This is a genomic window from Streptomyces coacervatus, assembly GCF_029223485.1.
In the GTDB taxonomy this organism is placed as follows: Bacteria; Actinomycetota; Actinomycetes; order Streptomycetales; family Streptomycetaceae; genus Streptomyces; species Streptomyces coacervatus.
Window position 1 is genome coordinate 171,436 of sequence record NZ_JARHTP010000007.1, and the last position, 24,753, is coordinate 196,188.

General features: G+C 71.4%; 26 protein-coding genes. 8 read left to right on the forward strand and 18 right to left on the reverse strand.

Going from position 1 to position 24,753, the window contains the following annotated elements; translation table 11 throughout:
* Positions 1 to 22: 22 nt before the first annotated feature.
* Positions 23 to 979, reverse strand: coding sequence for a DUF4349 domain-containing protein (locus P2Q00_RS18940; RefSeq protein ID WP_275773760.1), 957 nt, complete (start codon positions 977 to 979; stop codon positions 23 to 25).
* Between the two features lie 158 nt (positions 980 to 1,137).
* Here P2Q00_RS18940 and hemG point away from each other — a divergent pair, with 158 nt between their 5' ends.
* Positions 1,138 to 2,598 (forward strand): protoporphyrinogen oxidase, encoded by a 1,461-nt coding sequence (gene hemG / locus P2Q00_RS18945; protein ID WP_275773761.1) that lies wholly within the window; start codon positions 1,138 to 1,140, stop codon positions 2,596 to 2,598.
* A gap of 4 nt (positions 2,599 to 2,602) precedes the next feature.
* Positions 2,603 to 3,349 carry a hydrogen peroxide-dependent heme synthase gene (hemQ, locus tag P2Q00_RS18950; RefSeq protein ID WP_275773762.1) on the forward strand — a complete coding sequence of 249 codons (747 nt, stop codon included), beginning with the start codon at positions 2,603 to 2,605 and terminating at the stop codon, positions 3,347 to 3,349.
* Positions 3,350 to 3,465: 116 nt separating this feature from the next.
* On the opposite strand, the gene P2Q00_RS18955 is transcribed toward hemQ, so the two are convergent.
* The 6 genes from P2Q00_RS18955 to P2Q00_RS18980 all read right to left on the reverse strand — a co-directional run bounded on the left by P2Q00_RS18955 (position 3,466) and on the right by P2Q00_RS18980 (position 9,998).
* A complete protein-coding gene (locus tag P2Q00_RS18955; RefSeq protein WP_275773763.1) occupies positions 3,466 to 5,106 on the reverse strand; it encodes an alpha/beta hydrolase in 1,641 nt (546 codons plus the stop codon).
* A 98-nt stretch (positions 5,107 to 5,204) separates the two neighbouring features.
* The gene (locus P2Q00_RS18960; RefSeq protein WP_275773764.1) at positions 5,205 to 6,005 is read right to left on the reverse strand and encodes a TIGR04222 domain-containing membrane protein; all 801 of its coding nucleotides are present in this window, start codon (positions 6,003 to 6,005) and stop codon (positions 5,205 to 5,207) included.
* Between the two features lie 102 nt (positions 6,006 to 6,107).
* On the reverse strand, positions 6,108 to 6,875 hold the full coding sequence (locus P2Q00_RS18965) for a DUF4142 domain-containing protein (RefSeq protein WP_275773765.1): 768 nt from the start codon (positions 6,873 to 6,875) through the stop codon (positions 6,108 to 6,110).
* Positions 6,876 to 6,951: 76 nt separating this feature from the next.
* Positions 6,952 to 8,274 (reverse strand): MbnB/TglH/ChrH family RiPP precursor modification enzyme, encoded by a 1,323-nt coding sequence (locus tag P2Q00_RS18970; RefSeq protein ID WP_275773766.1) that lies wholly within the window; start codon positions 8,272 to 8,274, stop codon positions 6,952 to 6,954.
* A 124-nt stretch (positions 8,275 to 8,398) separates the two neighbouring features.
* Positions 8,399 to 9,184 carry a DUF4142 domain-containing protein gene (locus P2Q00_RS18975; RefSeq protein WP_275773767.1) on the reverse strand — a complete coding sequence of 262 codons (786 nt, stop codon included), beginning with the start codon at positions 9,182 to 9,184 and terminating at the stop codon, positions 8,399 to 8,401.
* A 97-nt stretch (positions 9,185 to 9,281) separates the two neighbouring features.
* Positions 9,282 to 9,998 carry an aminoacyl-tRNA hydrolase gene (locus tag P2Q00_RS18980; protein WP_275773768.1) on the reverse strand — a complete coding sequence of 239 codons (717 nt, stop codon included), beginning with the start codon at positions 9,996 to 9,998 and terminating at the stop codon, positions 9,282 to 9,284.
* 148 nt (positions 9,999 to 10,146) lie between these two features.
* Here P2Q00_RS18980 and P2Q00_RS18985 point away from each other — a divergent pair, with 148 nt between their 5' ends.
* Positions 10,147 to 11,022, forward strand: a complete 876-nt coding sequence (locus P2Q00_RS18985) for an ABC transporter ATP-binding protein (RefSeq protein ID WP_275773769.1) — start codon at positions 10,147 to 10,149, stop codon at positions 11,020 to 11,022.
* Positions 11,019 to 11,690 (forward strand): ABC transporter, encoded by a 672-nt coding sequence (locus P2Q00_RS18990; protein ID WP_275773770.1) that lies wholly within the window; start codon positions 11,019 to 11,021, stop codon positions 11,688 to 11,690. Before P2Q00_RS18985 ends, P2Q00_RS18990 begins: the two co-directional genes overlap by 4 nt.
* 35 nt (positions 11,691 to 11,725) lie before the next feature.
* Here the strand turns inward: P2Q00_RS18990 and P2Q00_RS18995 are convergent, their stop codons facing one another.
* The 7 genes from P2Q00_RS18995 to zapE form a co-directional block, all read right to left on the reverse strand.
* Entirely contained in the window at positions 11,726 to 12,646 is a 921-nt protein-coding gene (locus tag P2Q00_RS18995) for a polysaccharide deacetylase family protein (RefSeq protein ID WP_275773771.1), read from the reverse strand.
* Between the two features lie 82 nt (positions 12,647 to 12,728).
* Positions 12,729 to 13,280, reverse strand: a complete 552-nt coding sequence (locus tag P2Q00_RS19000) for a YbhB/YbcL family Raf kinase inhibitor-like protein (protein ID WP_275773772.1) — start codon at positions 13,278 to 13,280, stop codon at positions 12,729 to 12,731.
* A gap of 44 nt (positions 13,281 to 13,324) precedes the next feature.
* Positions 13,325 to 14,140: a slipin family protein gene (locus tag P2Q00_RS19005; protein WP_275773773.1), complete on the reverse strand. Its 816-nt coding sequence runs from the start codon at positions 14,138 to 14,140 to the stop codon at positions 13,325 to 13,327.
* Between the two features lie 101 nt (positions 14,141 to 14,241).
* Positions 14,242 to 15,726 carry a SulP family inorganic anion transporter gene (locus P2Q00_RS19010; RefSeq protein WP_275773774.1) on the reverse strand — a complete coding sequence of 495 codons (1,485 nt, stop codon included), beginning with the start codon at positions 15,724 to 15,726 and terminating at the stop codon, positions 14,242 to 14,244.
* Positions 15,727 to 15,734: 8 nt separating this feature from the next.
* Positions 15,735 to 16,313 (reverse strand): carbonic anhydrase, encoded by a 579-nt coding sequence (locus tag P2Q00_RS19015; RefSeq protein WP_275773775.1) that lies wholly within the window; start codon positions 16,311 to 16,313, stop codon positions 15,735 to 15,737.
* A gap of 85 nt (positions 16,314 to 16,398) precedes the next feature.
* Positions 16,399 to 16,788, reverse strand: a complete 390-nt coding sequence (locus P2Q00_RS19020) for a hypothetical protein (RefSeq protein WP_275773776.1) — start codon at positions 16,786 to 16,788, stop codon at positions 16,399 to 16,401.
* Positions 16,789 to 16,975: 187 nt separating this feature from the next.
* Positions 16,976 to 18,082: a cell division protein ZapE gene (gene zapE, locus P2Q00_RS19025; protein WP_275773777.1), complete on the reverse strand. Its 1,107-nt coding sequence runs from the start codon at positions 18,080 to 18,082 to the stop codon at positions 16,976 to 16,978.
* Positions 18,083 to 18,119: 37 nt separating this feature from the next.
* On the opposite strand from zapE, the gene P2Q00_RS19030 reads away from it, so the two are divergent.
* From P2Q00_RS19030 to msrB, 4 genes are all read left to right on the forward strand, one after another.
* Positions 18,120 to 18,893 carry a pyrimidine reductase family protein gene (locus P2Q00_RS19030; RefSeq protein ID WP_275773778.1) on the forward strand — a complete coding sequence of 258 codons (774 nt, stop codon included), beginning with the start codon at positions 18,120 to 18,122 and terminating at the stop codon, positions 18,891 to 18,893.
* 151 nt (positions 18,894 to 19,044) lie between these two features.
* A complete protein-coding gene (locus tag P2Q00_RS19035; protein ID WP_275774021.1) occupies positions 19,045 to 19,500 on the forward strand; it encodes an indole-3-glycerol phosphate synthase in 456 nt (151 codons plus the stop codon).
* A gap of 129 nt (positions 19,501 to 19,629) precedes the next feature.
* Positions 19,630 to 21,018: a UDP-N-acetylmuramate--L-alanine ligase gene (gene murC, locus P2Q00_RS19040; protein ID WP_275773779.1), complete on the forward strand. Its 1,389-nt coding sequence runs from the start codon at positions 19,630 to 19,632 to the stop codon at positions 21,016 to 21,018.
* Positions 21,019 to 21,032: 14 nt separating this feature from the next.
* A complete protein-coding gene (gene msrB / locus P2Q00_RS19045) occupies positions 21,033 to 21,440 on the forward strand; it encodes a peptide-methionine (R)-S-oxide reductase MsrB (protein WP_275773780.1) in 408 nt (135 codons plus the stop codon).
* Positions 21,441 to 21,511: 71 nt separating this feature from the next.
* Here the strand turns inward: msrB and P2Q00_RS19050 are convergent, their stop codons facing one another.
* From P2Q00_RS19050 to P2Q00_RS19065, 4 genes are all read right to left on the reverse strand, one after another.
* A complete protein-coding gene (locus P2Q00_RS19050) occupies positions 21,512 to 22,051 on the reverse strand; it encodes a hypothetical protein (protein WP_275773781.1) in 540 nt (179 codons plus the stop codon).
* On the reverse strand, positions 22,048 to 23,319 hold the full coding sequence (locus P2Q00_RS19055) for a hypothetical protein (protein WP_275773782.1): 1,272 nt from the start codon (positions 23,317 to 23,319) through the stop codon (positions 22,048 to 22,050). The genes P2Q00_RS19050 and P2Q00_RS19055 overlap by 4 nt, the downstream gene beginning before the upstream one ends.
* Before the next feature lie 87 nt (positions 23,320 to 23,406).
* Complete coding sequence (locus P2Q00_RS19060; RefSeq protein WP_275773783.1) at positions 23,407 to 24,021, reverse strand: haloacid dehalogenase-like hydrolase; 615 nt, start codon at positions 24,019 to 24,021, stop codon at positions 23,407 to 23,409.
* A gap of 110 nt (positions 24,022 to 24,131) precedes the next feature.
* Positions 24,132 to 24,539, reverse strand: coding sequence for an ATP-binding protein (locus P2Q00_RS19065; protein WP_275773784.1), 408 nt, complete (start codon positions 24,537 to 24,539; stop codon positions 24,132 to 24,134).
* Positions 24,540 to 24,753 lie beyond the last annotated feature (214 nt).

Below are 24,753 nucleotides of genomic sequence, written 5' to 3' on the forward strand. Positions count from 1 at the left end.
AGGCCCGTACTCCTCAGTCTCCTCAGTCTTCGTTCTCGCCGCTCGGCTGCGAGCCCAGCGCGCTCGTCGCGGGCGCGGGTGCGGGGGCGGGTGCGGGGGCCGGGCGGTGCGGCCGCCGGGGCCGGACCAGCCGCAGCCAGGCCAGCGCGATCAGGGCCGCCACCGCGGCGAACGGCAGCACCGCGCCGAACGCCACCGCCAGCCAGCGCAGCATCGTCAGGAACGCGTCCCAGCCGCCGGCCAGCGCGTCCACGAACCCGGGGTTGTCGTCCTTCGCTGCCGCCTTCGCCGGGGTCTGGGAAAGGGAGAGGGTGATCGTCGCGAGACTCGTGCGGTCCTTCAGGGACGCCTGCTGGGCGAGCAGCGCCTCCAGGTCGGCCTCCCGGTTGCTCAACTCGCCCTCCAGCTCCACGACATCGCTGAGCTTGGTGGCCCGGTCCATCAGCTCCCGGACCCGGGCCACGCTGGCCCGCTGCGACTTGATGCGGCTGTCCACGTCGACGACCTGGTCGGTGACGTCCTCGGCCTTCGCGGTGCGGTCGAGGAGCTTGCCCGCGCCCTGCAGATCGGCGAGGACCTCGTCGTACTTGTCGACCGGCACGCGCAGGACGACACGGGTCCGCTCGCGGCCCTTCCCGTCCCGGCTGGTGGTCTCGTCGCCGACGTAGCCGCCCGCGTTCTCGGTCGTGGTGCGGGCCTCGTCGAGGGCCTTCGGTACGTCCTTGACCTGCACGGTCAGCGAGGCGGTGCGGATGATGCTGCTCGCGGTGAGCTTGGGCGCCCGGGCCGCGCGGGAGCCGCCCGCGTTCTTCTCGCCGCCCGGAGCGGCCGCCTTCCCGTCGCTCCGGACGGCCTTGTCGGCGGCGCTGCTGCCGCCGGAATCGGAACTGCTCCCGCTGCATCCGGTGAGCGCGAGTGCCGCGGCGAGCAGGATCCCCGCCAGGGCCCGGACAGGTCGTACGGGACGTTGTGCGCGCATCTGGAGTACCCCCGAGGGTCGTGACGACTGACGCTCCTTCGACGCCCGGACGGGCCTGGACGTTGGACCCGGACGGTCCCGATGCGGTCACGGTCGGGACTCGTGCCGGACACCGGGGCGCGGACGGACTGTCGGTGGGGTCTGAGAGGCTTGAGGACATGCGCGAAGTGGAGAGTCGTACGGGCGCCGGGCGGGTCGTCGTCATCGGAGCCGGAATCGCCGGACTGGCCGCGGCCCACCGGCTGTTGCAGCGCGGTGCGCTGGTGACCGTGCTGGAGGCGTCGGACCGTGTCGGCGGCAAGCTGCTGCCCGGTGAGATCGCCGGCGCGCGCGTGGACTTCGGCGCCGAGTCGATGCTGGCGCGCAGACCGGAAGCGGTGGCCCTCGCGCGCGAGGTGGGCCTCGACGGGAGCCTGCAGCCGCCAGCCACCGCGACGGCCTCGATCTGGACCCGCGGCGCCCTGCGCCCCATGCCCAAGGGCCATGTCATGGGCGTCCCCGGCACCGCCGCCGCCCTGACCGGCGTCCTGTCCGACGAGGGCCTCGCCCGCATCGACCGCGACGCCGACCTGCCGCGCACGGAGGTCGGCGACGACGTGGCGGTCGGGGAGTACGTGGCGGCCCGATTGGGCCGCGAGGTCGTCGACCGCCTGGTGGAACCCCTGCTCGGCGGTGTCTACGCGGGCGACGCGTACCGCATCTCCATGCGCTCGGCGATCCCGCAGCTGTACCAGATCGCGAAGACGCACGACTCGCTCACCGAGGGGGTCCGCGAGATCCAGGCCAGGATGGCCGCCGCCCAGCAGACCGGCCCGGTCTTCATGGGCATCCAGGGCGGCGTGGGCAGCCTCCCGCTCGCGGTCGCGGAGTCGGTGCGGGCCCGCGGCGGCGAGATCCTCACAGAGGCACCGGTGACGGAGCTGCGCCGCGAGGCCCCCGGCGGCTGGCGTGTCGTCGCCGGTGACCGTGTGCTGCACGCGGACGCCGTCGTCGTGGCCGTCCCCGCCCCCGCGGCCGCCGCCCTCCTGCGCCCCGAGGCACCGGAGGCCGCCACCGAGCTCGCCGGCGTCGAGTACGCGTCGATGGCGCTGGTCACCCTCGCCTACCGCCGCACCGACACCGAGCTCCCCGAGGGCAGCGGCTTCCTGGTGCCGCCGGTCGACGGGCGCACCATCAAGGCGTCGACGTTCGCCTCGCAGAAGTGGGGCTGGATCGCCGACGAGAACCCGGACACGGTCGTCCTGCGCACCTCCGTCGGCCGGTACGGCGAGACCGAGATCCTCCAGCGCGAGGACGCCGGCCTGGTGGACGTCTCCCGGCACGACCTGCGCGAGGCCACCGGACTGGATGCCACGCCCCTCGAGACCCGCGTCACCCGCTGGACCGACGGCCTGCCCCAGTACCCCGTCGGCCACCACGCGCGCGTGGCCCGCATCCGCGAGCACGTCGCCAAGCTGCCGGGCCTCGCCGTGTGCGGCGCGCAGTACGACGGCGTCGGCATCCCGGCCTGCATCGCGAGCGCATACGCCGCGGTGGACCAGATCCACGGCGACCTGAGCGGTGTGGACGAGCTCACCGCCAACCCGGTGCAGAGCCTGCACGGCGGAGCGGGAGAATAGCCGCATGAGTGACGACGCCCCCACCACTGCCCCCGAGACCACCGCCCCGGAGCGGATCCCGAACAAGGGCAAGCTGGCCAAGGACCTCAACGAGGTCATCCGCTACACCCTGTGGTCCGTCTTCAAGCTGAAGGACGTACTGCCCGAGGACCGCGCGGGCTACGCCGACGAGGTCCAGGAGCTGTTCGACCAGCTCGCCGCCAAGGACGTGACGATCCGCGGCACGTACGACGTGTCGGGTCTGCGCGCCGACGCCGACCTCATGATCTGGTGGCACGCGGAGACCAGCGACCAGCTGCAGGAGGCGTACAACCTCTTCCGCCGCACCAAGCTGGGCCGCGCCCTGGAGCCGGTCTGGTCGAACATGGCGCTGCACCGCCCCGCCGAGTTCAACCGCTCGCACATCCCGGCCTTCCTCGCCGACGAGACGCCCCGCAACTACGTCAGCGTCTACCCCTTCGTGCGCAGCTACGACTGGTACCTGCTGCCCGACGAGGACCGCCGCCGCATGCTCGCCGACCACGGCAAGATGGCCCGCGGCTTCCCGGACGTGCGCGCCAACACGGTCGCGTCGTTCTCGCTGGGCGACTACGAGTGGCTCCTGGCCTTCGAGGCCGACGAGCTGTACCGCATCGTCGACCTCATGCGCCACCTGCGCGCCTCCGAGGCCCGCATGCACGTCCGCGAGGAGGTCCCGTTCTACACGGGCCGCCGCAAGGACATCGCGGAATTGATCGCGGGCCTGGCCTAAGCACGTCGGGCGGAATCCGCTACGGTTCCCCGCGCCCTGAAGGGGCGCGGGGCCGTGACATCAGCGGCTCCGCCGCGGGGCGCGACCAGCCACGACGGCGCGGTAGACGAAAGAAGTCAGTGTCGGACGGCCTTCCCCTTCAGCGACTCCTTCATGGGCGCCGGGCGGGAGCGGTCGCCCGGCCCGGCCGGCTTCGGCTCCGCGTGCGGCGCGCAGGACGCCCGGTCCACCGGCAGCCGGCCCTCCAGCAGATACGCGTCCAGGTAACCGTTGATGCACCGGTTCGGGCCGCCCGCGATGCCGTGCGTGCCGGCCTCCCGCTCGGTCACCAGGACCGAGCCGCTCAGCCGCCGGTGCAGCTCCACGGCGCCGTCGTACGGCGTGGCCGCGTCCCGCTCGGCGGCCAGGATCAGCGTCGGCGGCAGCTCACCCGGCCCGGTCCGCACGTCGAGCGGCTGCTGCCGGGGCGCCGGCCAGTAGGCGCACGGCAGGTTCATCCAGGCGTTGTCCCAGGTCTCGAACGGCGCTTCGCGCGCAAGCTGCGTGTTGTCCTCGTCCCAGACCTTCCAGTCCGTCGGCCAGGGTGCGTCATTGCATTCGACGGCCGTGTACACCGCGTTGGTGTTCTCCGCCTCGGCCGCCCCCTCCGTGGCGGGCCCGGCCTGCTCGACGAGCGGCTTCGCGTCGCCCTTCAGATACGCCGAGAGCGCCTTTGCGCGGGTCGGCCAGTAGTCGTCGTAGTACCCGGCCGACAGGAACGCGGCCTGCAGTTCCGCCGGGCCCACCTTGCCGCCCGCCGGCTTCGCCGCGAGCTGGGCGCTCGCCTTCTCGTAGCTGCGCTGCACCGCGTCGGCCGTCTTTCCCAGCCCGTATGCGTCGTCGTGCCGGGCGATCCAGTCCCGGAAGTCCGCCCAGCGGTTCTCGAACGCGGCCGACTGGTCGAGGTTGTTGCGGTACCAGATCTGCTCGGGATCCGGGTTCACCGCCGAGTCGAACACCATCCGCCGCACATGCGAGGGGAACAGCGTCGCGTACAGCGCCCCGAAGTAGGTGCCGTACGACGCGCCCATGAACGTCAGCTGCCCCTCGCCCAGCGCCGCCCGCACCACGTCCAGGTCACGGGCGTTGTTGAGCGAGTTGAAGTACTGGAGCCCGCTGCCGGACCGCTTGGCGCAGCCCTGCGCGTAGGCCTTCGCCTCCGCGATGCGCTCCTGTTTGTAGGACTCCGAGGGGTACGTCGGTGCCTGCGAGGGCGCCTTGAAGAAGAGCTTGGGTTCCTCGCAGGACAGCGGTGAGGACTTTCCGACGCCGCGCGGTTGGTAGCCGATCAGGTCGTATGCCGCCGCGAGGGGCTTCCACTCCGGGAGCAAGCCGACGAGCGGGAAGTACAGACCGTCGCCGCCCGGCCCGCCCGGGTTGTAGACCAGGGCGCCCTGCCGGGGCACCCGCCGCTTGCTGTTCTGGGGGTCCTTGTGGGTGGCCGCCACCCGGCTGACGGTCAGCTTGATCTGCTTGCCGCGGGGATGCGCGTAGTCGAGCGGAACGGACACCGTGCCGCACTCCATGGTGCCCGGTGTGTCCTGTGCGTCGGCGCACTTCCCGAAGTCGATGCCGGCGGCCCGGGCGCGCGCGGCGGCCACCGCCGTGCCGTGCAGCTCGGCCGCGTCCGGGACGACGGGTGCGCTGCCGGCCGGGGCGGCCGCGAGGGCGGTCAGGACCAAGGATCCGGCGGCCGAGTAGAGGGCGACAGCTCTCATGAGGTATCCCTTCGGTGCATGGCAGCGACAAAAGGGATGTTTCGTTCGGTGCATGCAGAAGGCAAGCACCGCCCCGGCGGTGTCGGCCTCAATGCCCCCTATGCGCCCCTGATGTGTGGTTCACGCCAGGACTGGTCGCGGTGCGCGAAGGCCGCGCGCAGGTCCGGTTCGCCGATCGCGCGGACGCCCCGTACGGCGACAGTGGTGAGATATGTACGGTCGTCACCGCTCCCGGCGCGCCGGGTCAGGGCGCCCAGCAGCCGCTGCCCGGCCGGGGAGGCCCAGCGCGAGTACGGATGGGCCTCCACCCGGGCGATGGCCAGACAGCTGAGCGTCAGCGCGAGCGGCAGCGCGAACCACAGGGCGACCAGGCCGCGCGGCATGTCCGGCTGGGCGGGCACCAGCAGCGCGATCGCACCCAGCACGAGGACGGCGACCGCGGCGAGCTGCACCTGGCGCACCCCCGCCGCGACGGTGGTCCGGGCGCCGGCGGGCACCGCCAGGCCCGCGTCGACGAGCCGGTCGGCGAGACCGGCGACCGCGTCCGCGGAGGCCGCGGCGGCCCGCACCGGGGCTATGCGGTTCTGCCCCTCGGGCCCGATGGCCCCTATGACGGACCGTTCCATGTCGTCCCGGCCGCGCGGGTCGACCACGGTCGCCCAGCCCGTGTGGGCGAGCAGCAGCCGCCGCTGCCGGGCCATCGAGACCATGGTCAGATCGGCGACCCGGCCGGGCCCGCCGGACAGGAACGCGGCCTCGTAGAGCGTCAGACCATGCCGCCGGACATCCGCTTCGACGTCTGCTTCAACGGCCGCCGCACGTACGGCGGCCAGGCACAACCGCGTGCACGCGGTGCCGGCGGCGGCCCAGGCCAGCAGCAGGAGGAGGACCCAGAACATGCCGCGTTTCTATGCCAGATGCTCGGTGGAACGCCATGCCCTGTTCACAATCCGGACGGAGCGTTGTCGGTACGTGACGTTCCGCTTGGTGTGCAGGTGGGGCTATGGCTGTTGCGGCGCCGGGCTGGAGGCGGCCGGCGGAAGCGTGTAGGTCGCGGACGGCGACGGCTCGACCGGGACGACGGGGCCCGGGCCTGCCGTCGAGCCGGTCAGCGGGGGAGTGCTCGCCGTGGCCATGTCCCGGGCGAGCGCGTCCCAGTCGATGTACCCCGTGGCCTCAAGGACCCTGATGTGGTCCAGCACGGTCGTGTTCGCATCGTCGGCGAGCGCGCGCACCAGCGAGTTTCGGGTGCTCGCACGGACCTGGGCGACGACCGAGAAGACCTTGCCGTGCGCCAGCCGCAGGATGTTGGCGAACTTGCTGTCGTAGTCCGTGCCCTGCGCCGCGTTCAGGGTCGCCAGCCACTGCTTCTGCTGGGCAGTGGGCTGGTTGGGAAGCGGGAGCCCGAGCTTGGCGGCCACCTCCCGGACCCGCTGGTCGAGGAAGGTGTGCCCCTCGACGAGGTGCTGCCCCGCCGTCCGTACGGCCTGGGTGGTGCCCTTCTGCTCGGCCTGCTGCCCGGCGGGCAGCTCCCACAGCCCGGCCAGCCGGACCCTCGTGATGAAGTCGCGGTCGAGAGCGGACAGCGGCCCGTACTGCGTCGACACGGTCTGGGCATTGAGAACGTCGGCGCTGACGCCGGTCCCGGACCGGTCGGCGTACGACCAGATCGGGAAGATCAGCGCTGCCAGGGTGGCCGTCAGGCCGACGATGATGACCCCGGTGCCGCTGAATATGCCTCGGCCGGTGACGGGTGGTCGCGGTCGCATGGTGCCTCCTACGGCACCGCATATTACTAAGCGGTTCAGGTCGCCCCGGCCTCGCGAGCTGTTGTCTCCCGCACACTCAGCGGTGCAGCAGCACCCGCCGCGCCGCCCGAGCCACCCGTACTGCCGGCCGCTGCGACCGCGGCACCGGCCCCGACCGTTCCAGCCACCACTCCCTGAGCTCGCGCCGGGCCCGCCCCTCCTCCTCAAGGCGCCCGGCGAGCAGCAGATGCCCGGCGAAGTCCAGGGCGTCCCTGCGGTAGCCGCCGGTCATCGGGTGACCGTGGGCATACGCGAGGAAGGCGGCCCGGTACGCGTCCCCGAGGATCTCCGGCAGCTCGGGCGCGACCTTCCCCACGACATCCGCCCGCTTCCCGGCGAGCGCCCGCGACTGCACCCCCAGCCGCACCCGGTCGAACCCCTCGGGCACGGGTGTCCCGGCGACGAGCGCGGACAGCAGGGCGGCCTGCGCGAGTCCCAGGCGCTGGCGGGCGGGGTCGGTGGCAGGGGCGACGGTGCCCACGACCGCCGCCCCCACCGCTTCTGCCGCGGCCTCGTCCCGTATCGCCCGTCCCTTCTCCCCCTTTTCCACGGCCCCCCGGATCGCCTCCAACTCCCCCTCCAGTACGGCCGGTTCGGGAAAGTTCTCGTCCCGCTCCAGCAGGACCCCCGGCGGGGAGACCCGCGACGCGAGGTCGGTCAGGATGTCGAGTACCGGGTTCGGCACCGGGTGGGCGTGGCTGTCGTGCCAGACGCCGTCGCGTTCGAAGCCGCCCGCGACATGGACGTACGCGATGGCCTCGAGGGGGAGTTCGGCGAGCGCCTTGGCCGGGTCCTCGCCGCGGTTGACGTGGTTGGTGTGCAGGTTCGCGACGTCGATCAGGAGCCGTACGCCGGTCCGGTCGGCCAGCTCGTACAGGAACTGCCCCTCGGTCATCTCCTCGCCCGGCCAGGCGATCAGCGCGGCGATGTTCTCGACGGCGAGCGGCACCGGCAGTGCGTCCTGTGCGATGCGGACGTTCTCGCAGAGCACGTCGAGGGCGTCCCGGGTGCGCGGCACGGGCAGCAGATGCCCGGCCTCCAGCAGCGGGGACGCCGTCAGCGGACCGCCCGCCCGTACGAACGCGATGTGCTCGGTGACCAGTGGCGCACCCAGTGCCTCCACCCGCTCGGCGAGTGCGGTGAGCCTGCCCTCGTCGGGCCGGTCCGCGCCGCCGAGGCCGAGCGAGACGCCGTGCGGGATCACGGTCACGCCGCGGGTGCGCAGCCGCTGCAGCGACTCGGGGAGGTGCCCGGGGCACACGTTCTCGGCCACGGCCTCGACCCAGTCGATGCCCGGCATGCGCTCCACGGCGTCGGCGATCTCCGGCCGCCACCCGATGCCCGTTCCCAGTCGCTCCATGGTCCGTCCCCTCCCTGCCCTCTTCTTGAAGAACGTGACGGGGGTATGGCCCCGCCGCCCGGACCCGAATCCCGTCCCCGGAACCTTCAGAGCAACATTTGAGGTTCGGCCCGGCTGTCGCGGCTCACCGCAGCACACGCGCGGAGTCCACCGGATCCGGCCGGTTCGTGTTGACCGTGCCCGGTGCGCCCGGCGACGGCCGGGAGGTGGTGCTGACGTCACCGGTGGCCCCGGCGGCCGGAGCCGAGGGCGCCACCTGGCCGGGGACCGGCGCCGACGGGCCGGTCGGGCTGGCGGTGGTGCCGGCCACGGCGTCGTTGGCGATGGCGTCGAAGTCGACCCGGCCGGTCTTCTCCAGCACCGTGATGTGGTCGAGCACCGTCTGGTTGGCGTCCGAGGCCAGCTGCCGTACGAGCGTGTTGCGGGTGGAGTTCCGGACGGTGCCGATGGCCGGGAAGATCTTGCCGTGCGCGGAGCGCAGCAGGTTCACGAACTTGTACTCGTACTCGGCGCCCGTCGCCGCGCTCATCTCCTGCAGCCAGCCCTGCTGCTGCTCGTTCGGCTGGTTCGGCAGTTCGACGCCGAGCTGGGCCGCGACGATCCGGACCCGCTTGTCGAGGTCGGTGTGACCGACGATGAGGTGATCGCCCGCCTCCTTGATCGCCTGGCTGGGGGCGCGCTCGATCGCCTGCTGCCCGGCGGGCAGCTCCCACAGCCCGGCCAGCCGCACCCGCACGATCAGATCGCGGTCTGCGGCGGTCAGCGGACCCCACTGGGTGTTCACGGTCCCCGCCGCGACGTTCGCCTGACCGGTGCCAGACCGGTCGGCGTACGACCACACGGGGAACGCGAGTGCTCCGAGGGTGGCGACGAGGGCCGCGATGAGCAGGGCCGTACCGTTGATCCGCATGCCTGGAGGTACGCGCGGGACATCCGCGTTGTTCAAACAACAGGTAAAGAACCAAACGGTCGGCAAAGTCGTACGTCCGACGGTGCGCGCCCCCGGGTCAGCGCAGCGCCGGATGGTCGGCGACCACTGTGCAGGAGCCGGGCGCGATCTCCGTGAATCCCGCGTCACGTACCAACGGCAGCCCGCTCGACGTCAGTTGGGCCCAGCGCTCCGGGTCGGCGCTCCGCACGGCGAGCGGGAAACCCGCGTCCCGCCAGGCCGTCCGCTCCTCGTCCGACAGCTCCCACCAGGCCAGTTGGGCACCGTGTCCCGCCTGAGCCATCGCCTTGCCGGCCGACATGCCGAGGTCGGGGTTCAGCCACAGCACGGGCAGCGCGGGGTCCGCCTTCGCCGGCGGCTCCGGGTCGTCGAGATCGGTGCCGGAGACCTGCAACTTGGCCAGGTCCTTGGGCCATCCGTCGAGCGGAACCGGCGGAAACACCCGCACCTCCGCCGACTTCCCGCTCACCGTGATCCCGGGCAGGGCCTCGACCCGCCGCCACTCGGCGCCGCGGGCGCGCCGCACCACCTTCCGGATCCGGGCGTCCTGCCAGTCACGCATGACCTGAGCCCACTCCCCGTCCCCGAGGGACCGCTCGTCACTCAGCATCACCAGCACGGACCGGGCGGCGGTCTCCAGCGCGTCGGTACGGGCGGGCGGCGCCGCCTTCTCGATGTGCACGACGAGAGGCAGCACGAACTGCTGTCCCTGATCGCGCTCGCTGGGCTCGGACCGGAAGGGGCTGCCGCTGGTGGACGTATGGTCATGGCTCACGACAGCCAACCTTAAGGGGCGCGGGGCGGCGCCGATTTGCGGGCTCCGCCGCGTGGGCACGGTCAGCCCCATGGGGCCCGCAGCCCGCCTCACACCGTGAACCCCATGGCGCGATCGGCCCCAGCCATCCGCACGAGAAGATGGCTTCATGCAACGTGATCTTCGGCTCGACAACGTCGGCCGCCGCTACGGCTTCCGCGGCCCGTGGGTCTTACGCGGCGTCCACCTCGCAGTGGCGCCCGGCACCCTGACCCGCGTCGAAGGACCGAACGGCACCGGCAAGTCGACCCTCCTGCGCCTTCTGGCCGGCCTGGACGCCCCCACCGAGGGCCGTATCACCGGCCGCCCCCGCACGGCCTACGTCCCTGAACGCTTCCCGTCGGCCCTCCCCTTCACCCCCCACGGCTACCTCACCCACCTCGGCACCATCCACGGCCTCTCCCACCGGACCGCGACCCGCGCCGCCGGGGAATGGCTGGACCGCTTCGGCGCAGCCGCCTATGCCCGCACCCCCATGGCCCAGCTGTCGAAGGGCAGCAGCCAGAAGGTCGCCGTGGCGCAGGCCCTGCTCGCCGAGCCGGAGCTGCTCGTCCTCGACGAGGCCTGGACCGGTCTGGACGCAGCCGCTCGCACCGAGCTGGAGCGGGCCGTCGCCGAGCGCACCGCCGCCGGCGGCGCGGTGGTCTTCGTCGACCACGACCCGCGCCGCCTCGCGGGGGCGCCCGACACCACCTACACCGTGCGCGACGGTGCCCTCGAACGCCGTACCCGGGAGACCACCGCACCCGCCGACGGCCCGCAGGTCGTGGTCGAGGCGCAGGGCCCGCAGGGCGGGCAGCCGCCCACCGACGCAATGGGCGCCCTCGTCTCGGCCGAGGAAGCCGCGCCGGGCACATACCGCCTCACCGTCCCCGCGTCCCACTCGGACATCGTGCTGCGCACCCTGCTGACGGCCCGCCCGCCGTGGCACGTGGTCAGCGTGCACCCTCTCGACAGCCGCCTCGACAAGGACAGCCGCCGATGACCGCCCTCCTCCGCTACCAGGCCGCCCTCCTTGTGCGCTCGCAGCGCTGGCTGCCGCCGGTCATCCTGTACGCGGCGTTCCTCGGCATCGGTGTGCAGAGCGGGCAGCCGATCCTCGACTCGCTCGGGTACACGGCCGCCGCCCTGCTGCCCGTCGCCGCCTGGCTGGTACGGATCTGTGTCACCGTCGAACCGCTCGCGGCACGCGCGTGCGTGGCCGCGGCCGCCGGGCCGGGGCGGGCACATCTGGCCCGACTGCTGGTGGCCCTGATCGCGGCGGCGGGGCTCGGCACGGCCGCGACCCTCGTGGTGACCTTGATCAGCGCCCCGACGAGCACGGACAACCGCACCCGGATCGCCCTGCTCCCGGCCGCCGCGTCCGGGCTGCTCGCCGCGCTGGCCTGCGCACTGCTCGGCGCGGCCGTCGGTGCGCTCACCAACTGGCCGGTGCTGCGGTCGCCCGGTCGGGCGGTTCCGGCGATGCTGCTCACGGCGCTGTTGTCGGCGGTGACGACGGGCTCGCCTGCGCAGGCGACGGTCAGCGGGCTGGTTGCCGGCTCGCAGTCGGGCAAGGTCCCGGTACCCCTGGTGCCGTTGGTCGCGGCAGCCGTCGTTGCGGCGGTGGCGATGGGGGCGGCCTGCGCGTTGACGTCCCGGCGGTCGCCCTGAGCCGGCGCTGCGCGCTCCGCTGGAAGCGGGGTGATTCACGTGCGGGCCGGTGGGGGCTGGTCGCGCAGTTCCCCGCGCCCCTTTGGGGCGCCGATCAGCTGGGACACCTTCACGAACCGGTAGCCCTGCTTGCGTAGTTCGGGCACGATCTGTCGGACGGCCCGTTCGGTCGCGGGGGCCGCGCTGCGTGTGCAGTGCATGACGACGACCGACCCCGGTTGTACGCCCTCCAGCACCTGCCGGGCCACGGCGTCCGAGTCCGTAGCGAACGCGTCGCCGCTCACCACGTCCCACTGCACGGCGGTGACACCGGTCGCGGCCAGCGTCTTCAGGGCCTGCCGGTCGTAACACCCGCCCGGGAAGCGGAAGTACGGCATCGCGTCCTTCACCCCGGCCCTGCGGAACGCGGCGTACGCCCGCTCGACGTCCGACCGCATCCGGTCCGCGGAGACGGTCGGCAGGCCGTAGCAGTTCCCGGTGAAGGCGTAGTGGCTGTAGGAGTGATTGGCGATCTCGAAGAGCGGGTCCCGCCCGATGGACCGGGCCTGCACCGGGTACTCGTCCGCCCACCGCCCGGTCATGAACACGGTCGCCGGCACCTTCAGCGCCCGCAGCGTCGCGATCAGTTCCGGGTTGTCGAATCGCTCCCCGGCCGCGGCCCGCGCCCCCTGGTCGGCGGTCATGTCCGCGTCGAAGGTGAGCGCGACCGTCCTGCCCTGGGTGCGCGGGCCGTTCTTGAAGACGGGAGTGAGGCCTGCGGGGCCGGGGGCGAGGGTCGGGGGCCGGGACGGGACGGCGGACGTCGCGGAGGGAGCCGGGCGGGCGGCGTGGGGCGCGTCCGGGGCGGCGCAGGCGGCGAGCGCGGCGCCGAGTGCACAGGCGGCGGCTGCATGTCGTACGCATGCATGGCGTACGGGTACGTCTCGGACTCGGCGTACTCGAAGTCGACTGATCATCGTATTAACATAACGGGATGAATCGGGCGTATCCCGTATCGCCGCACCGGCCGACGGTCAGCCCGACGGTCACCCCCGACGGTCAGCGCCCGTAGCGGCCGGTCAAGGTGCCGGAGGCGGCGGTGTGGCCGGTCAGTGCGCGTTTCACGTCGTCGGTCGTGGCGTCGGCGGAGAGGGTGAGGGCCTGGTCCGCCGCGAAGACCGAGAAGACGTAGTGGTGGGGCTTGCCCTTGGGCGGGCAGGGGCCGCCGTACGCGTTCTTCTTGAAGCCGTTGCGGCCCTGAGTGGCGCCCTTGGGTACCTGTCCGGCGGCCCAGTGGGTGTCGTGCGGGTCGATTCCCCACATCAGCCAGTGCACGAACGTGCCGTGCGGGGCGTCCGGGTCCTCGACCAGCACGACCAGTTCGGCGGCGGTGTCCGGTACGCCGGACACATCCAGCGGCGGCGAGACGTCCTCGCCGTCGCAGGTGTAGCGGCGGGGGACGGTGCCGCCGTCGGAGAAGGCGCTGCTCGTCACGGTGATCCGCCGCGCGGCACTGGGCGCGGGGACGGACGTACCGCCGCCGTCGTCCCCGCACCCCGAAGCGAGCCCCACGGCCGCCGCAGCGGCGACGATCACGAGCCTGCGGTGCATGGACACAACGCTAGTCGTGTCCCGGTGCCCCCGCCCAGCACGTGTCACGGCTCGATCTGGTGGTCCTGCTGGGGTGCAGGCGAGGGTGGCGGCTGGTGTTCCTGTGCTGCCCTTTCCAGGAACCGCAGCAGCTCCACGGGGAAGGGGAGCACGAGCGTCGAGTTCTTCTCGGCGGCCACCGCCACCACCGTCTGCAGCAGCCGCAACTGGAGTGCGGCGGGCTGTTCGGACATCTGCTTGGCGGCCTCGGCCAGCTTCTTGGAGGCCTGGAGTTCGGCGTCCGCGTTGATGATCCGGGCCCGCCGCTCCCGGTCGGCCTCCGCCTGCCGGGCCATGGAGCGCTTCATCGCTTCCGGCAGGGACACGTCCTTGATCTCGACCCGGTCGACCTGCACGCCCCAGCCGACGGCCGGGCTGTCGATCATCAGCTCCAGGCCCTCGTTGAGCTTCTCGCGATTGGAGAGCAGGTCGTCCAGCTCGCTCTTGCCGATGATCGACCGCAGGGACGTCTGCGCCATCTGCGAGACCGCGAACTTGTAGTCCTCGACCTTGATGAGCGCGTTCGCCGCGTCGACCACCCTGAAGTAGACGACGGCGTCCACGCGCACCGTCACGTTGTCCCGGGTGATGCCCTCCTGGGCCGGCACCGGCATCGTGACGATCTGCATGTTCACCTTGCTGATCCGGTCCACGAACGGGACGATCATCGTGAAGCCGGGCTCCCGCACGGCACGGGCGACCCGCCCGAGCCGGAAGATCACCCCGCGCTCGTACTGCTTGACGACCTTCGCCGCCGCGGCAAGGTAGACGAGGCCGGCGGAACCCGCCACCACGGCCGCCGTCACCAGCTCAGGGAGCATGACGACCCCCTCTGTCAGAGGCGCCTTATGTGTGCTCCTGTAACGATATGCCCGGTGGCTGGTCCCGGGCCACGATGGACCCGGGACCAGCCACCGGTGTGCTACGCGGCCGTGACCCGCACCGGTTCGGTGACCCGCACCGGTTCCGTGCCGACCGCGCTGTGCCGCTCGGCCCAGTTCTCCAGTGCCGTACGGCAGGCGTGGTCGAGGTGGTGCAGCCCGGACAGGTCCAGCTCGACCGGGCGGTCCTGGGGCAGCGCCTCAAGACTGTCGAGGATCTTCGGCAGCCGCAGGAAGGTCGCGTTGCCCGAGAGATACGCCTGGACGGGGCCGGCGCCCTTGTCGACGACCTCCATCTTGAGGTGCGAGGCCTCCCAGGCGGTCTTGACGACGGCGAGAGCCAGGCCGATCAGGACGCCCTCGAACATGCTGACCGCGACGATCGACACGGCCGTGACGACCAGGATCAGCGCTTCGCCGCGGTGCTCGCGCCACAGCGACACGATCTCGCGTACGGGGATCAGCTTGGCGCCCGAGTAGACCAGGATGCCCGCGAGGGCCGGGATCGGGATGTAGCCGAGCACGCCCGGCAGCAGGGCGGCGAACAGCAGCAGCCATACGCCGTGCAGCACGCGGGACGCCTTCGTTCGGGCGCCCGCCTGGACGTTCGCCGCGCTGCGCACGATGACCGCGGTCATCGGCAGCGCGCCGAGCACACCGCAGAGCGCGTTGCCCGCGCCCTGCGCGATCAGTTCCTTGTCGTACTCGGTGCGCGGCCCGTCGTGCAGCCGGTCCACGGCCGCCGCGCTGAACAGCGACTCGGCGGACGCGATCAGCGTGAAGGCGACGATCGTGCCGAGCAGACCGATGTTCGCGAGGTCGCCGAAGGCGCTCAGCGGGGGCGGCTGGACGGAGCCCAGCAGGCCCTGCACCTCGACGGTGGCGACCGGCAGCGAGAACACCAGGGCGGCGACGGTCGCGAGACCCACGGCGGCGAGCGGTCCGGGGACCGTACGCACCTGCTTCGGCATCCGCTTCCACAGCACGAGTACGGCGATGGTGCCGGCGCCGAGGGCGAGCGAGGCGAGTGCGTCCGTCTGCCCGACGGCGTCGATCAGCGCGCCGGGCAGCTGGGCTATCTTCTCCAGGCCGGAGGCCGGAGCCTTCGCGTCCGCCATCGAGTAGAGCTGCCCGGCGATCAGGACGAGTCCGATGCCGGCCAGCATGCCCTCGACGACCGAGACCGAGATGGCCCGGAAGTAGCGCCCCAGCTTCAGGGCGCCCATGAGGATCTGGAGGGCGCCGGTGGCCAGGACGACCACGCCGAGGGCCGGCAGCCCGAACTCCTGCACGGCCTCGAAGACCAGCACGGTCAGACCCGCCGCGGGTCCGGAGACCTGCAGGCTGCTGCCGCGCATGAAGCCGGTGACGAGCCCGCCCACGATGCCGGTGACCAGGCCGAGTTCGGCCGGGACACCGGAGGCGACGGCCACGCCCACGCAGAGCGGGAGCGCGACCAGGAAGACGACCAGGGAGGCGGCGAAGTCCTGCCGCAGATGAGGGTTCCGCGATATCACAGTCATCATCGCGGCGCTCACAGGGCCTTGAAGGCGTCGGTCTGCGGGTCGTGCGCCTGGACGGCGCCGGTGTGGACCTCGTAGAACCAGGCGTGCAGGGACAGTTGACGTTCCTTCAGCTTCTTCTCGATGTACGGGTACGAGCGCAGCCGCAGCAGCTGTGTCAGGACGTGGCTCTGCACGCCCTGCGTCACGGCCGGGTCCTCGACCGCGCCCGCCGGGCGCGGCGTGGCATGCGCGAGCCAGTCGCGCACGGCCGGTACGGCGGTCAGGTCGTCGCCGCGGACGAGGGCGCCGACGGCGCCGCAGTGCGAGTGGCCGCAGACGACGATGTCGCGGACGCCGAGCACCTCCACGGCGTACTCGATGGTGGCCGCCTCGCTGGTGGGGTGTTCGGAGGCGAACGGCGGGACGATGTTGCCCGCGGTGCGCAGCTCGAAGAGCTGGCCGGGGCGGGCGCCCGTGATCAGGGCCGGGACGACCCTGGAGTCGGAGCAGGTGATGAACAGCACCTGCGGGGACTGGCCTTCGGCGAGTTTGGCGAACTCCTCAGGGCGTTGTCCGAACGTACGGGCGTTGTCGATGAGGGGCTGCATGATGTGGTGACTCCTCCTGGCGCGCCGCAATGGCGCGTCGGTGTGGGGTGGGGCAGGACAGGTGTGGGGGAAAACTGCTCTGCTGTCAGCAGCGGAAGACCTGAAGTGCTGCCGGAGAGTGGGATGTCGAGGGTCTCGACGTCCGGGAAGCCCGGGATACGGCCGGTTCTTGAGCGGCCGCCGGGTCCTGGACCAGCAGTGCGCGCTCGGGACCCTCGGGTGTGCAGTCGGCGGCGCGGTGCCGGTCGCGGGGGCGCAGGGGACCGGTCGGGTCCTCGTGACCGCAGTGGCGGTGCGTGACCGTTTCATTGCGCAGAGCCTTGCCGGACAGTTTGATTCCGGGCTGGGCCTTGGCCTCTACCTGACGGATCGTGTGCGCGGGTGCGAAGGATCCGGTCGGTGCGAAGAACTGGAGGGCGAGCAGGACGGCGGCGAGGAACGCCACCGCGGTCCGGATCGTCGTGATGCGGAACATGCGCCCCCCTCCAGGTGGTTCACACCTCTTGTACGTACCAACGACAGCTCAACCGCTGATCAATGACGGGTCAGCTGCTGGTCAATGACTGGTCAAGAGACAGGTTAGCCGTGCAAAGTTGTTTGCAGGGTTAACTGAACGTTTCCAGCTGAAGAGAGCCTGAAATGCGCTGGTGGGGTGGCGTGAACTAGTCGATCTCGGCGAGTCGCTTGCCGTCCCGCGCCAGCGCTGTGAGCCGGGAGATCGCCCGGAAGTACTTCTTGCGGTAGCCGCCGTTCAGCATCTCCTCGCTGAACAGCCGGTCGAAGGGCATTCCGGAGGCCAGGACCGGCACCTCACGGTCGTAGAGCCGGTCCGCGAGCACCACGAGCCGCAGGGCCGTCGACTGGTCGGGGACCGGGCGGACGTCGGTGAGGCAGACCGCCTTCAGGCCGTCGGTCAGCGCGCCGTACCGGCTGGGGTGGACCTTGGCGAGGTGGTCGAGGAGGTGCGGGAAGTCGTCGAGCGAGGCGCCCGCGATGGCGTACGCGGCCTTCGTCACCAGCTCGTCCGAGAAGGGCGCAGGCGCCTCGGGCAGCCCGCGGTGGCGGTAGTCCTCGCCGTCGATGCGCAGGGGGCGGAAGCGGGCGGACAGGCCCTGGATCTCGCGCAGGAAGTCGGCCGCCGCGAAACGGCCCTCGCCGAGCTTGCCGGGGAGGGTGTTGGAGGTGGCTGCAAGGGCCACACCGGCGTCGACGAGCTTGCCGAGAAGGGTCGATACGAGGACGGTGTCGCCGGGGTCGTCGAGCTCGAACTCGTCGATGCACAGCAGCCGGTGGCCGCTGAGGGTCTGCACGGTCTGCTGGAAGCCGAGGGCGCCGACCAGGTTGGTGAGCTCGACGAACGTGCCGAACGCCTTGAGCGCGGGCTCAGCCGGGGTGGCGTGCCAGAGGGAGGCGAGCAGATGCGTCTTGCCGACGCCGTAACCGCCGTCGAGGTAGACGCCTCGGGGGCCTGCCGGGGTCTTCGGCGCCTTGGGCTTCCCGAAGCCGAAGAAGCCGCGCTTTCCGCCGCCCACGGCGTGCGCCCCGCCGAGCCCGCCCGCGAAGCCCTCGAGGACCCGGACGGCCTCGGTCTGGCTGGGCTGGTTCGGGTCCGGTATGTAGGTGCTGAAGCGGACCGAGTCGAAGCGCGGCGGCGGCACCATCTCGGCGACCAGGCGGTCCGCGGGGACGTGCGGCGCACGGGCGCACAGGGACAGCGGGGCCGCGTCGGCTATCGGGCTGAGGCCGGGGGCGGAAGGGGAGGACGACACGGTTCCCCATGCTAAGGGCCGTGCCACACTGCACGACATGCGACGCCTGTTCCCTGTGACCGACGAGACAGTGACCCACCGCGAGTGGAGCCTCGCCGAGCTCGCCGCCGCCTATGCCTACCCCGGGCCCACCGCCGGTGGACGGCCCGTCCCGTGGCTGCGGGCGAACATGGTGTCCACGCTCGACGGGGCCGCCCAGCACGAGGGCCGGTCGCAGCCGATCTCCAGCGCGGCCGACATGCGAATCTTCGGCACGCTGCGGGCGCTGGCGGACGTCGTGATCGTCGGTGCGGAAACGGTACGTCAGGAGGTGTACCGGCCCGCACGCGCGCGTGCGGAGTTCGCGGAGCAGCGGAAGGCGGCCGGACAGGGGCCGGCGCCGGCGATCGCGGTGGTCAGCGGCCGCCTCGACCTGGACTTCTCCCTTCCGCTGTTCACCTCGCCGCTGGTGCCGACCCTGGTCCTCACGGGCGCCGCGGCGCCCGCCGACCGGGTCGCCGCCGCGGAGAAGGCCGGTGCCCGGGTGGTGATCGCCGGCGACGGCGTCGGCGTGGAGCCCGCCCGCGCCGTACGCGCCCTGGGCGACCTCGGGTACACCCGGCTGCTGACGGAGGGCGGCCCCCGGCTGCTCGGCCAACTCGTGGCCGCCGGAGTGCTCGACGAGCTCTGCCTCACCGTCTCCCCGATGCTCACCGCCGGCGACGCGCAGCGCATCGCGGGCGGGCCGTCGGTCGCGGTTCCGCAACGCTTCGTGCTCGCGTCACTGCTGGAGGAGGAGGGGTTTCTCTTCACCCGCTACCAGCGGTCCTGAGAATCGTTCAGCGGTACCGCCGGTCCCGAAAACGGCGGAACCTACCGTTCCGCTTGGCTTGGGGCGGGCACACTGAATCTCGCAGTCCCCGTGACACCACGGGGCAGGATGGTTTCCGCAGAAGGGGCGCCCGGTGTTCACAAGCGTATTGATGATCGAGAAGGCCCTGACGTCCGCAGACGTGGAGTTCGTCACCAGCTTGCACGGGGACGAGGAGGTCTCCTTCCATGTCCTCCTTCAGCCCCGCGGCGACCAGGCGGACCGCCTGCTGCGGGCCATCGACGACGTTGCGCTCGGTGAGCTGGACGAATTCGCGCACGAGCGGGACGTCCCCGAAGGGGCGGCCGCGAAGGATTTCGGTGAGCGGGCACTCGAGGTGTCGCTGCAGGCGCTGACGGCTGCTGGGAGCGGGGCCGAGGGGAGGCTGATCGAGGATCATCCGTTGGATGCGTTGAAGGCTCTCGTGGACGAGATCGAAGCCGATGAGGTGATCGTGCTCACCGATCCCCACTACGTGGAGGAGTTCTTTCATCGGGACTGGGCTTCTCGGGCTCGGCACAAGGTGGGTGTGCCTGTGCTGAAGCTGTTCTCGCACAGTAAGGCGTAGTTCTTCGGGCGCGGGTCGGTGGGGGCTGGTCGCGCAGTTCCCCGCGCCCCTTAGGGGGGTGCAGTCGCGGTAGGCAATAGGCTGGGGCGCTGAATGTCCGCCGTATCTGTACGTACAGGGAGACAACGCATGGCACCCGGCCTTCCCTCCGCCATGGACCGACCGCACTTCATCGGCATCGGCGGCGCCGGGATGTCGGGTATTGCGAAGATTCTCGCTCAGCGTGGGGCCAAGGTGGCGGGCAGTGACGCGAAGGAGTCCGCCACTGCCGAGGCGCTGCGGGCGCTGGGTGTGACCGTGCACATCGGGCATGCGGCGGAGCACCTCGCCGACGACGCCAGCTGTGTGGTCGTGTCGTCGGCGATCCGCAAGGACAACCCGGAGCTGGCCCGCGCGGCCGAGCTGGGCATTCCGGTGGTGCACCGGTCCGACGCCCTCGCCGCGCTGATGGACGGCCTGCGGCCGATCGCCGTCGCCGGTACGCACGGCAAGACCACCACGACCTCGATGCTGGCGGTGTCGCTGAGCGAGCTCGGCCTGAACCCGTCGTACGCGATCGGCGGCGACCTGGACGCCCCCGGCTCCAACGCCCTGCACGGTGAGGGCGAGATCTTCGTCGCCGAGGCGGATGAATCGGACCGCAGCTTCCACAAGTACGCGCCCGAGGTCGCGATCGTCCTCAACGTCGAGCTCGACCACCACGCCAACTACGCCTCCATGGACGAGATCTACGAGTCCTTCGAGACGTTCGCCGGACGGATCGTGCCGGGTGGCACGCTGGTGATCAACGCGGATCACGAGGGCGCACGGGAGCTGACCCGGCGGGTGTCGGGGTCGGTGAAGACGGTGACGTACGGCGAGGCCGAGGACGCCGACGTGCGGGTGCTGGCCGTGCGGGCCCAGGGGCTGAAGAGCGAGGTCACCGTGGTGATGGGGGGCGAGGGACTCATCTTCACCGTCTCCGTCCCGGGGCGGCACTACGCGCACAACGCCGTCGCCGCTCTCGCCGCCGGTGTCGCTCTGGGGGTGCCCGCCGACGAACTGGCGGCCGCGCTCGGCGCCTACACCGGCGTAAAGCGTCGGCTGCAGCTCAAGGGCGAGGCGGCCGGGGTGCAGGTGATCGACTCCTACGCCCACCACCCGACGGAGATGACCGCCGACCTGGAGGCGATGCGCGCCGCGGCGGGTGAGTCCCGGATCCTGGTCGTCTTCCAGCCGCATCTGTTCTCCCGTACGCAGGAGCTCGGCAAGGAGATGGGGCAGTCGCTGGCGCTGGCGGACGCGTCGGTCGTCCTCGACATCTATCCGGCCCGTGAGGACCCGATCCCCGGTGTGACCAGCGAGCTGATCATCGAGGCGGCGCGCGCCGCGGGGGCGGACGTGACGCCGGTCCGCGACAAGGCGGAGGTGCCGGAGGTCGTGGCGGGAATGGCGAAGGCGGGCGATCTCGTTCTCACCATGGGCGCGGGCGACGTCACGGACCTCGGACCGCGCATCCTGGACCGTCTCGCGAAGTAAAGGGGCTGAGCTTCATGTCGTACGACGTCGACAAGCCGGACGAGCAGTGGCGTGCGGAGCTGACCCCGGCCGAGTACGCGGTTCTGCGGCAGGCCGCCACGGAGCCGGCGTTCACGGGTGAGTACACCGACACGAAGGCCAAGGGCGTGTACTCCTGCCGCGCCTGCGGCGCCGAACTCTTCACCTCCACCACGAAGTTCGAGTCGCACTGCGGCTGGCCGTCCTTCTACGACCCGAAGGACTCCGAGGCCGTGGAGCTGATCCAGGACCGTTCGCACGGGATGGTGCGCACCGAGGTGCGGTGTGCGCGCTGCGGGTCGCATCTTGGGCATGTGTTCGAGGGCGAGGGGTACCCCACGCCGACGGATCAGCGGTACTGCATCAACAGCATCTCGCTGAGGCTGACGACCGACGAAGCCTGAGCGGTTCACAACGACGCTCCGGATGAGGCGGAGATCGCGTCGCAAGGGTGCGGGACGCCGGGGAAGGCCCGTCAGTCCGCAGTCTTGACGTACGTGTAGGGGGCGGCGACAGCGCCACTGTGGTGGTCGGCTGCTCGCAGGGCGGCGCCGAGGCGCTTGCGTGGCCTCATGCCGAGGTCGGCGGTGGCGTGGAGGGCGCCGAGGGCGTACTCGTCGCCACAGCCGACTGCGGCGTATGCGTCGGCCGGTTCAGCGACCTGGTAGTCGCCGTGGATGGCGAAGAGCCGGCCGTGAATGCCCACCAGGAAGGTGCCGGCCTGTTCCTGTTCGGACTCCTTGCGTGCCCAGCCGCCGTCCTTGAGGCAGTTGCGGACCGCGTTGACGAACGTGGTGGCCATGAAGCGGTAGAGGTCACCTTCCGGGTGCGGAGGCTCAAGGGCGTAGTGCAGCAACTGCCCCATGCGGAAGGAGGAGGTGAACCCGAGGACATACGGTCCGCTGGTGAACACCTTGGGGTCGCGGCAGATGGTGAGCCGATAGTCGTCACTGCCTGCGGAGTCTCCGGCGAGATGTACTCGCTTGCGGTGGACCAGGCCGACGATGACGGTCAAGTCGGCACCTCCGTAACGGTGTTGAGGCGGGCGTTCGGTGTCCGCCTAGCTGCCGTTCTGCCCTCTGTCCGTGCGGAGCTACCGCTTCCGTGAGTGCGCATCGGGGCGTTGGTGGTGCGCTTGCCGCGGGGCGGGCGCTGGGGCCAGAAGAGGACGTAGGCGGCGGAGCCCACGGCGAAGGCCAGGCGGATGAAGCCCTGGGTCGACGCCGAGGGGACGAGGAGCGCGCTGCCGTAGAGGGAGATGAGGGCGAGCCAGCTGACCCAGGGGACCAGGCGGCGCTGGCCGATGGAGTCCCAGATCAGGGTGCCCAGGAGGACCGAGGCGTTGTAGTACGTGTACACGCTCGGATCCAGGACGATACGGGCGTCGGCGGCGAGCAGCACGACCGCCGGCCAGCGGTTCCGGCGGACGGCCAGGGCGCCCAGGGCGATGCCGAGGGCCATCTGGGCGGGGCGGTCCCACCAGGGCGTCGCGGCGTCATGGACGCCGAACCAGCGCAGGGATGAGGCGGGTTGGTTGGGGATCGTGAAGTGGGCCGCCGCCAGGGTGTCCACGTGGGTGAGGTAGAAGGGCAGCCAAGCCACGGCCACGAGGCCGACGGCCCAGGCGGCGGAGCGCAGACGGGCGGGGCGCGGCAGCGCCAGGAGCAGGGGCAGGAAGCCGACCGCCCAGGGTTTGGAGTCCACCGCCAGGGCCAGGAAGACGCCCACGGCCGTGGCGTTGCCGCGGACCAGCGCGCGTACGGCGAGAGTGGTGAAGAACAGCGCCAGGACGTCGTCGAGATGCGCGAAACGCACCGCGACCTCCACCCACATGGGGATGAAGGCCGCCCCGGCGATCAGTACGCGCTGCTGGAGACGTTTGTGGTTGAGCCCCGTGCCCCGGTAGTGGTCGGCGGCGGCGCGGCCGACCAGCACCAGCATGTACAGCCCCAGGCCGGACATGAACGCGTCGGCGAGCTTCTCGCCGAGTTCGACGGGGAACGGCGCGAACAGCCCGGCGACCAGGAAGCTGACCGGGCCGATCTGCAGCTCGGGGTGGTCGGCGTAGAGGGCGAGGCCGCCGCCGGGGATCTGGTGGAACAGCAGTTGCTGTCCGGTTCTCAGATAGTGCCAGGACACGGCTCCGTGGCGCTCGGCCACGAAGAACCAGACGACCGTCCACAGGGCCAGCAGCGCGTTGTGCCACCGCAGCGGATAGCGGCCGATCCGGCCGATCCGCGCCCCTTCCCTGGGCACGGCCGCCGCCGTCTCCCGGTTCCGCACTTTCCGTCCTCTCCCTCTGCCCGCGTCATCCCTGTAGAGGGGGGCTCGGCGCCGTGGGTTGCCTGTGCGGGGCGGTGGGCCGGGCCACTACACCAGGGACACCTGGGCGGTACGGGCGTCGACGACGGTCGGGTTGCCGACCGGGGCGAGCACGCCGAGGCCGTCGGTGCGGGTGCCGTAGCCGAAGCAGTCCCGCAGGTCCGCGCAGTGCTCGGCCGCGGCACGGACGACGGCCCGGGCCTTGGCCGCCGCCGTCATCGGGTGGCGCACCTCGCCGGTGAGGCGGCCCTCGGCGTTCAGGACGGGATCGGTGGAGACGACGAGGTCGGCGCCCAAGTCGCCCCGCAGCGGGGCCAGGCAGGGCGCGAATGCCTCGGAGACCAGGGCGGTGAGGTGCCCGGCAGCCTGGTGGGCGCGCAGTGCGGTCAGGGTCTGGGTGATGAACGGGGGGCCTATGCGGCGGCCGGCGCGGACTTCCTCGTACCAGTGGCGGCCTTGTTCCATCAGTTCGGTCAGCAGGGTTCCCGTGTAGAGGCGGTAGTACGCCCGCAGCAGGTCGGGAGGGTCGATGCCGAGTGCGGTCAGGGCGCCCAACTGGTCGGCCTCGTAGGCGTATTGGGACTCGCCGAGCCGATAGCGGAGGAAGTCGTACCGGACGGGGGTGGTGAGCAGTGCTTCGTCCACGTCGAAGAATGCGATCACGAGGGCGGGGCGGTGGGACTTGATGGTGTGGCCCTTCGGTTGTGCGGACTTGTCGGGCGGCGGGGAGCCGAATCCTGTTCGGAACTGCGGGCATACGGCTGGGGATACGGCTATGGAGGTCCGGAGGTCACCAGGGCCCACACGGTCTTGCCGTCCGGGCCGCGATGGTGGACTCCCCAGGTCCGGGCGAGGGCGTCGACCAGGCGCAGGCCGCGGCCGCTCTCCTTCTCCCAGGAGCGGAGGGACTGCGGGACGGGCGGGGCCGGGCTGTCGTCGGAGACCTCGATGAAGCACGCGTCGTCCGCCAGCACCGTCACCGCGATCTCGAACTCCTGATCTCGCACGGGCCCGTGGCGGACCACGTTCGCTGCGAGCTCGGAAACCAGCAGTACCGTTTCCTCAGTGAGCTCGCCGTCGGCCTTGTGACCCCATGCGCTCAGGTGCTCCCGTACCCGGCGCCGGGCGTCGGCGACCGATGCCGGATGCCGGGGCAGCCGGAAGGCGTCACGTCTCAGCACGGGAACTCCTCGCTTTGTGCGCGGATTTCACACACACAGAAGCGCAGAGTGACTGGTTGATGTCACTTCGGGTATGACGGTCGTACGGCATTGCGCCAGACCGGATCCGGCCGGAAGGCGTCGTTTCCGTCTCAACTGTCGGTACGACATCTGCTCGTCGCGCCGGGCCGAGGCCGTCACCGCAGGGAAACGTGCAGGTCAGAGCTCTTCTCCC

What these genes read in the sequence shown, in the direction of transcription:
- P2Q00_RS19000 (WP_275773772.1), bottom strand. Translation starts at nt 13,280, where the DNA reads ATGCACCGCAGGCTCGTGATCGTCGCCGCTGCGGCGGCCGTGGGGCTC.
- P2Q00_RS19010 (WP_275773774.1), bottom strand. Translation starts at nt 15,726, where the DNA reads ATGATGACTGTGATATCGCGGAACCCTCATCTGCGGCAGGACTTCGCC.
- P2Q00_RS18975 (WP_275773767.1), bottom strand. Translation starts at nt 9,184, where the DNA reads ATGCGGATCAACGGTACGGCCCTGCTCATCGCGGCCCTCGTCGCCACC.
- P2Q00_RS18970 (WP_275773766.1), bottom strand. Translation starts at nt 8,274, where the DNA reads ATGGAGCGACTGGGAACGGGCATCGGGTGGCGGCCGGAGATCGCCGAC.
- hemG (WP_275773761.1), top strand. Translation starts at nt 1,138, where the DNA reads ATGCGCGAAGTGGAGAGTCGTACGGGCGCCGGGCGGGTCGTCGTCATC.
- hemQ (WP_275773762.1), top strand. Translation starts at nt 2,603, where the DNA reads ATGAGTGACGACGCCCCCACCACTGCCCCCGAGACCACCGCCCCGGAG.
- P2Q00_RS19035 (WP_275774021.1), top strand. Translation starts at nt 19,045, where the DNA reads ATGATCGAGAAGGCCCTGACGTCCGCAGACGTGGAGTTCGTCACCAGC.
- P2Q00_RS19015 (WP_275773775.1), bottom strand. Translation starts at nt 16,313, where the DNA reads ATGCAGCCCCTCATCGACAACGCCCGTACGTTCGGACAACGCCCTGAG.
- P2Q00_RS18965 (WP_275773765.1), bottom strand. Translation starts at nt 6,875, where the DNA reads ATGCGACCGCGACCACCCGTCACCGGCCGAGGCATATTCAGCGGCACC.
- P2Q00_RS18960 (WP_275773764.1), bottom strand. Translation starts at nt 6,005, where the DNA reads ATGTTCTGGGTCCTCCTCCTGCTGCTGGCCTGGGCCGCCGCCGGCACC.
- murC (WP_275773779.1), top strand. Translation starts at nt 19,630, where the DNA reads ATGGCACCCGGCCTTCCCTCCGCCATGGACCGACCGCACTTCATCGGC.
- P2Q00_RS18940 (WP_275773760.1), bottom strand. Translation starts at nt 979, where the DNA reads ATGCGCGCACAACGTCCCGTACGACCTGTCCGGGCCCTGGCGGGGATC.
- P2Q00_RS18990 (WP_275773770.1), top strand. Translation starts at nt 11,019, where the DNA reads ATGACCGCCCTCCTCCGCTACCAGGCCGCCCTCCTTGTGCGCTCGCAG.
- msrB (WP_275773780.1), top strand. Translation starts at nt 21,033, where the DNA reads ATGTCGTACGACGTCGACAAGCCGGACGAGCAGTGGCGTGCGGAGCTG.
- P2Q00_RS19030 (WP_275773778.1), top strand. Translation starts at nt 18,120, where the DNA reads ATGCGACGCCTGTTCCCTGTGACCGACGAGACAGTGACCCACCGCGAG.
- P2Q00_RS19005 (WP_275773773.1), bottom strand. Translation starts at nt 14,140, where the DNA reads ATGCTCCCTGAGCTGGTGACGGCGGCCGTGGTGGCGGGTTCCGCCGGC.
- P2Q00_RS18995 (WP_275773771.1), bottom strand. Translation starts at nt 12,646, where the DNA reads ATGATCAGTCGACTTCGAGTACGCCGAGTCCGAGACGTACCCGTACGC.
- P2Q00_RS18955 (WP_275773763.1), bottom strand. Translation starts at nt 5,106, where the DNA reads ATGAGAGCTGTCGCCCTCTACTCGGCCGCCGGATCCTTGGTCCTGACC.
- P2Q00_RS18985 (WP_275773769.1), top strand. Translation starts at nt 10,147, where the DNA reads ATGCAACGTGATCTTCGGCTCGACAACGTCGGCCGCCGCTACGGCTTC.
- P2Q00_RS19020 (WP_275773776.1), bottom strand. Translation starts at nt 16,788, where the DNA reads ATGTTCCGCATCACGACGATCCGGACCGCGGTGGCGTTCCTCGCCGCC.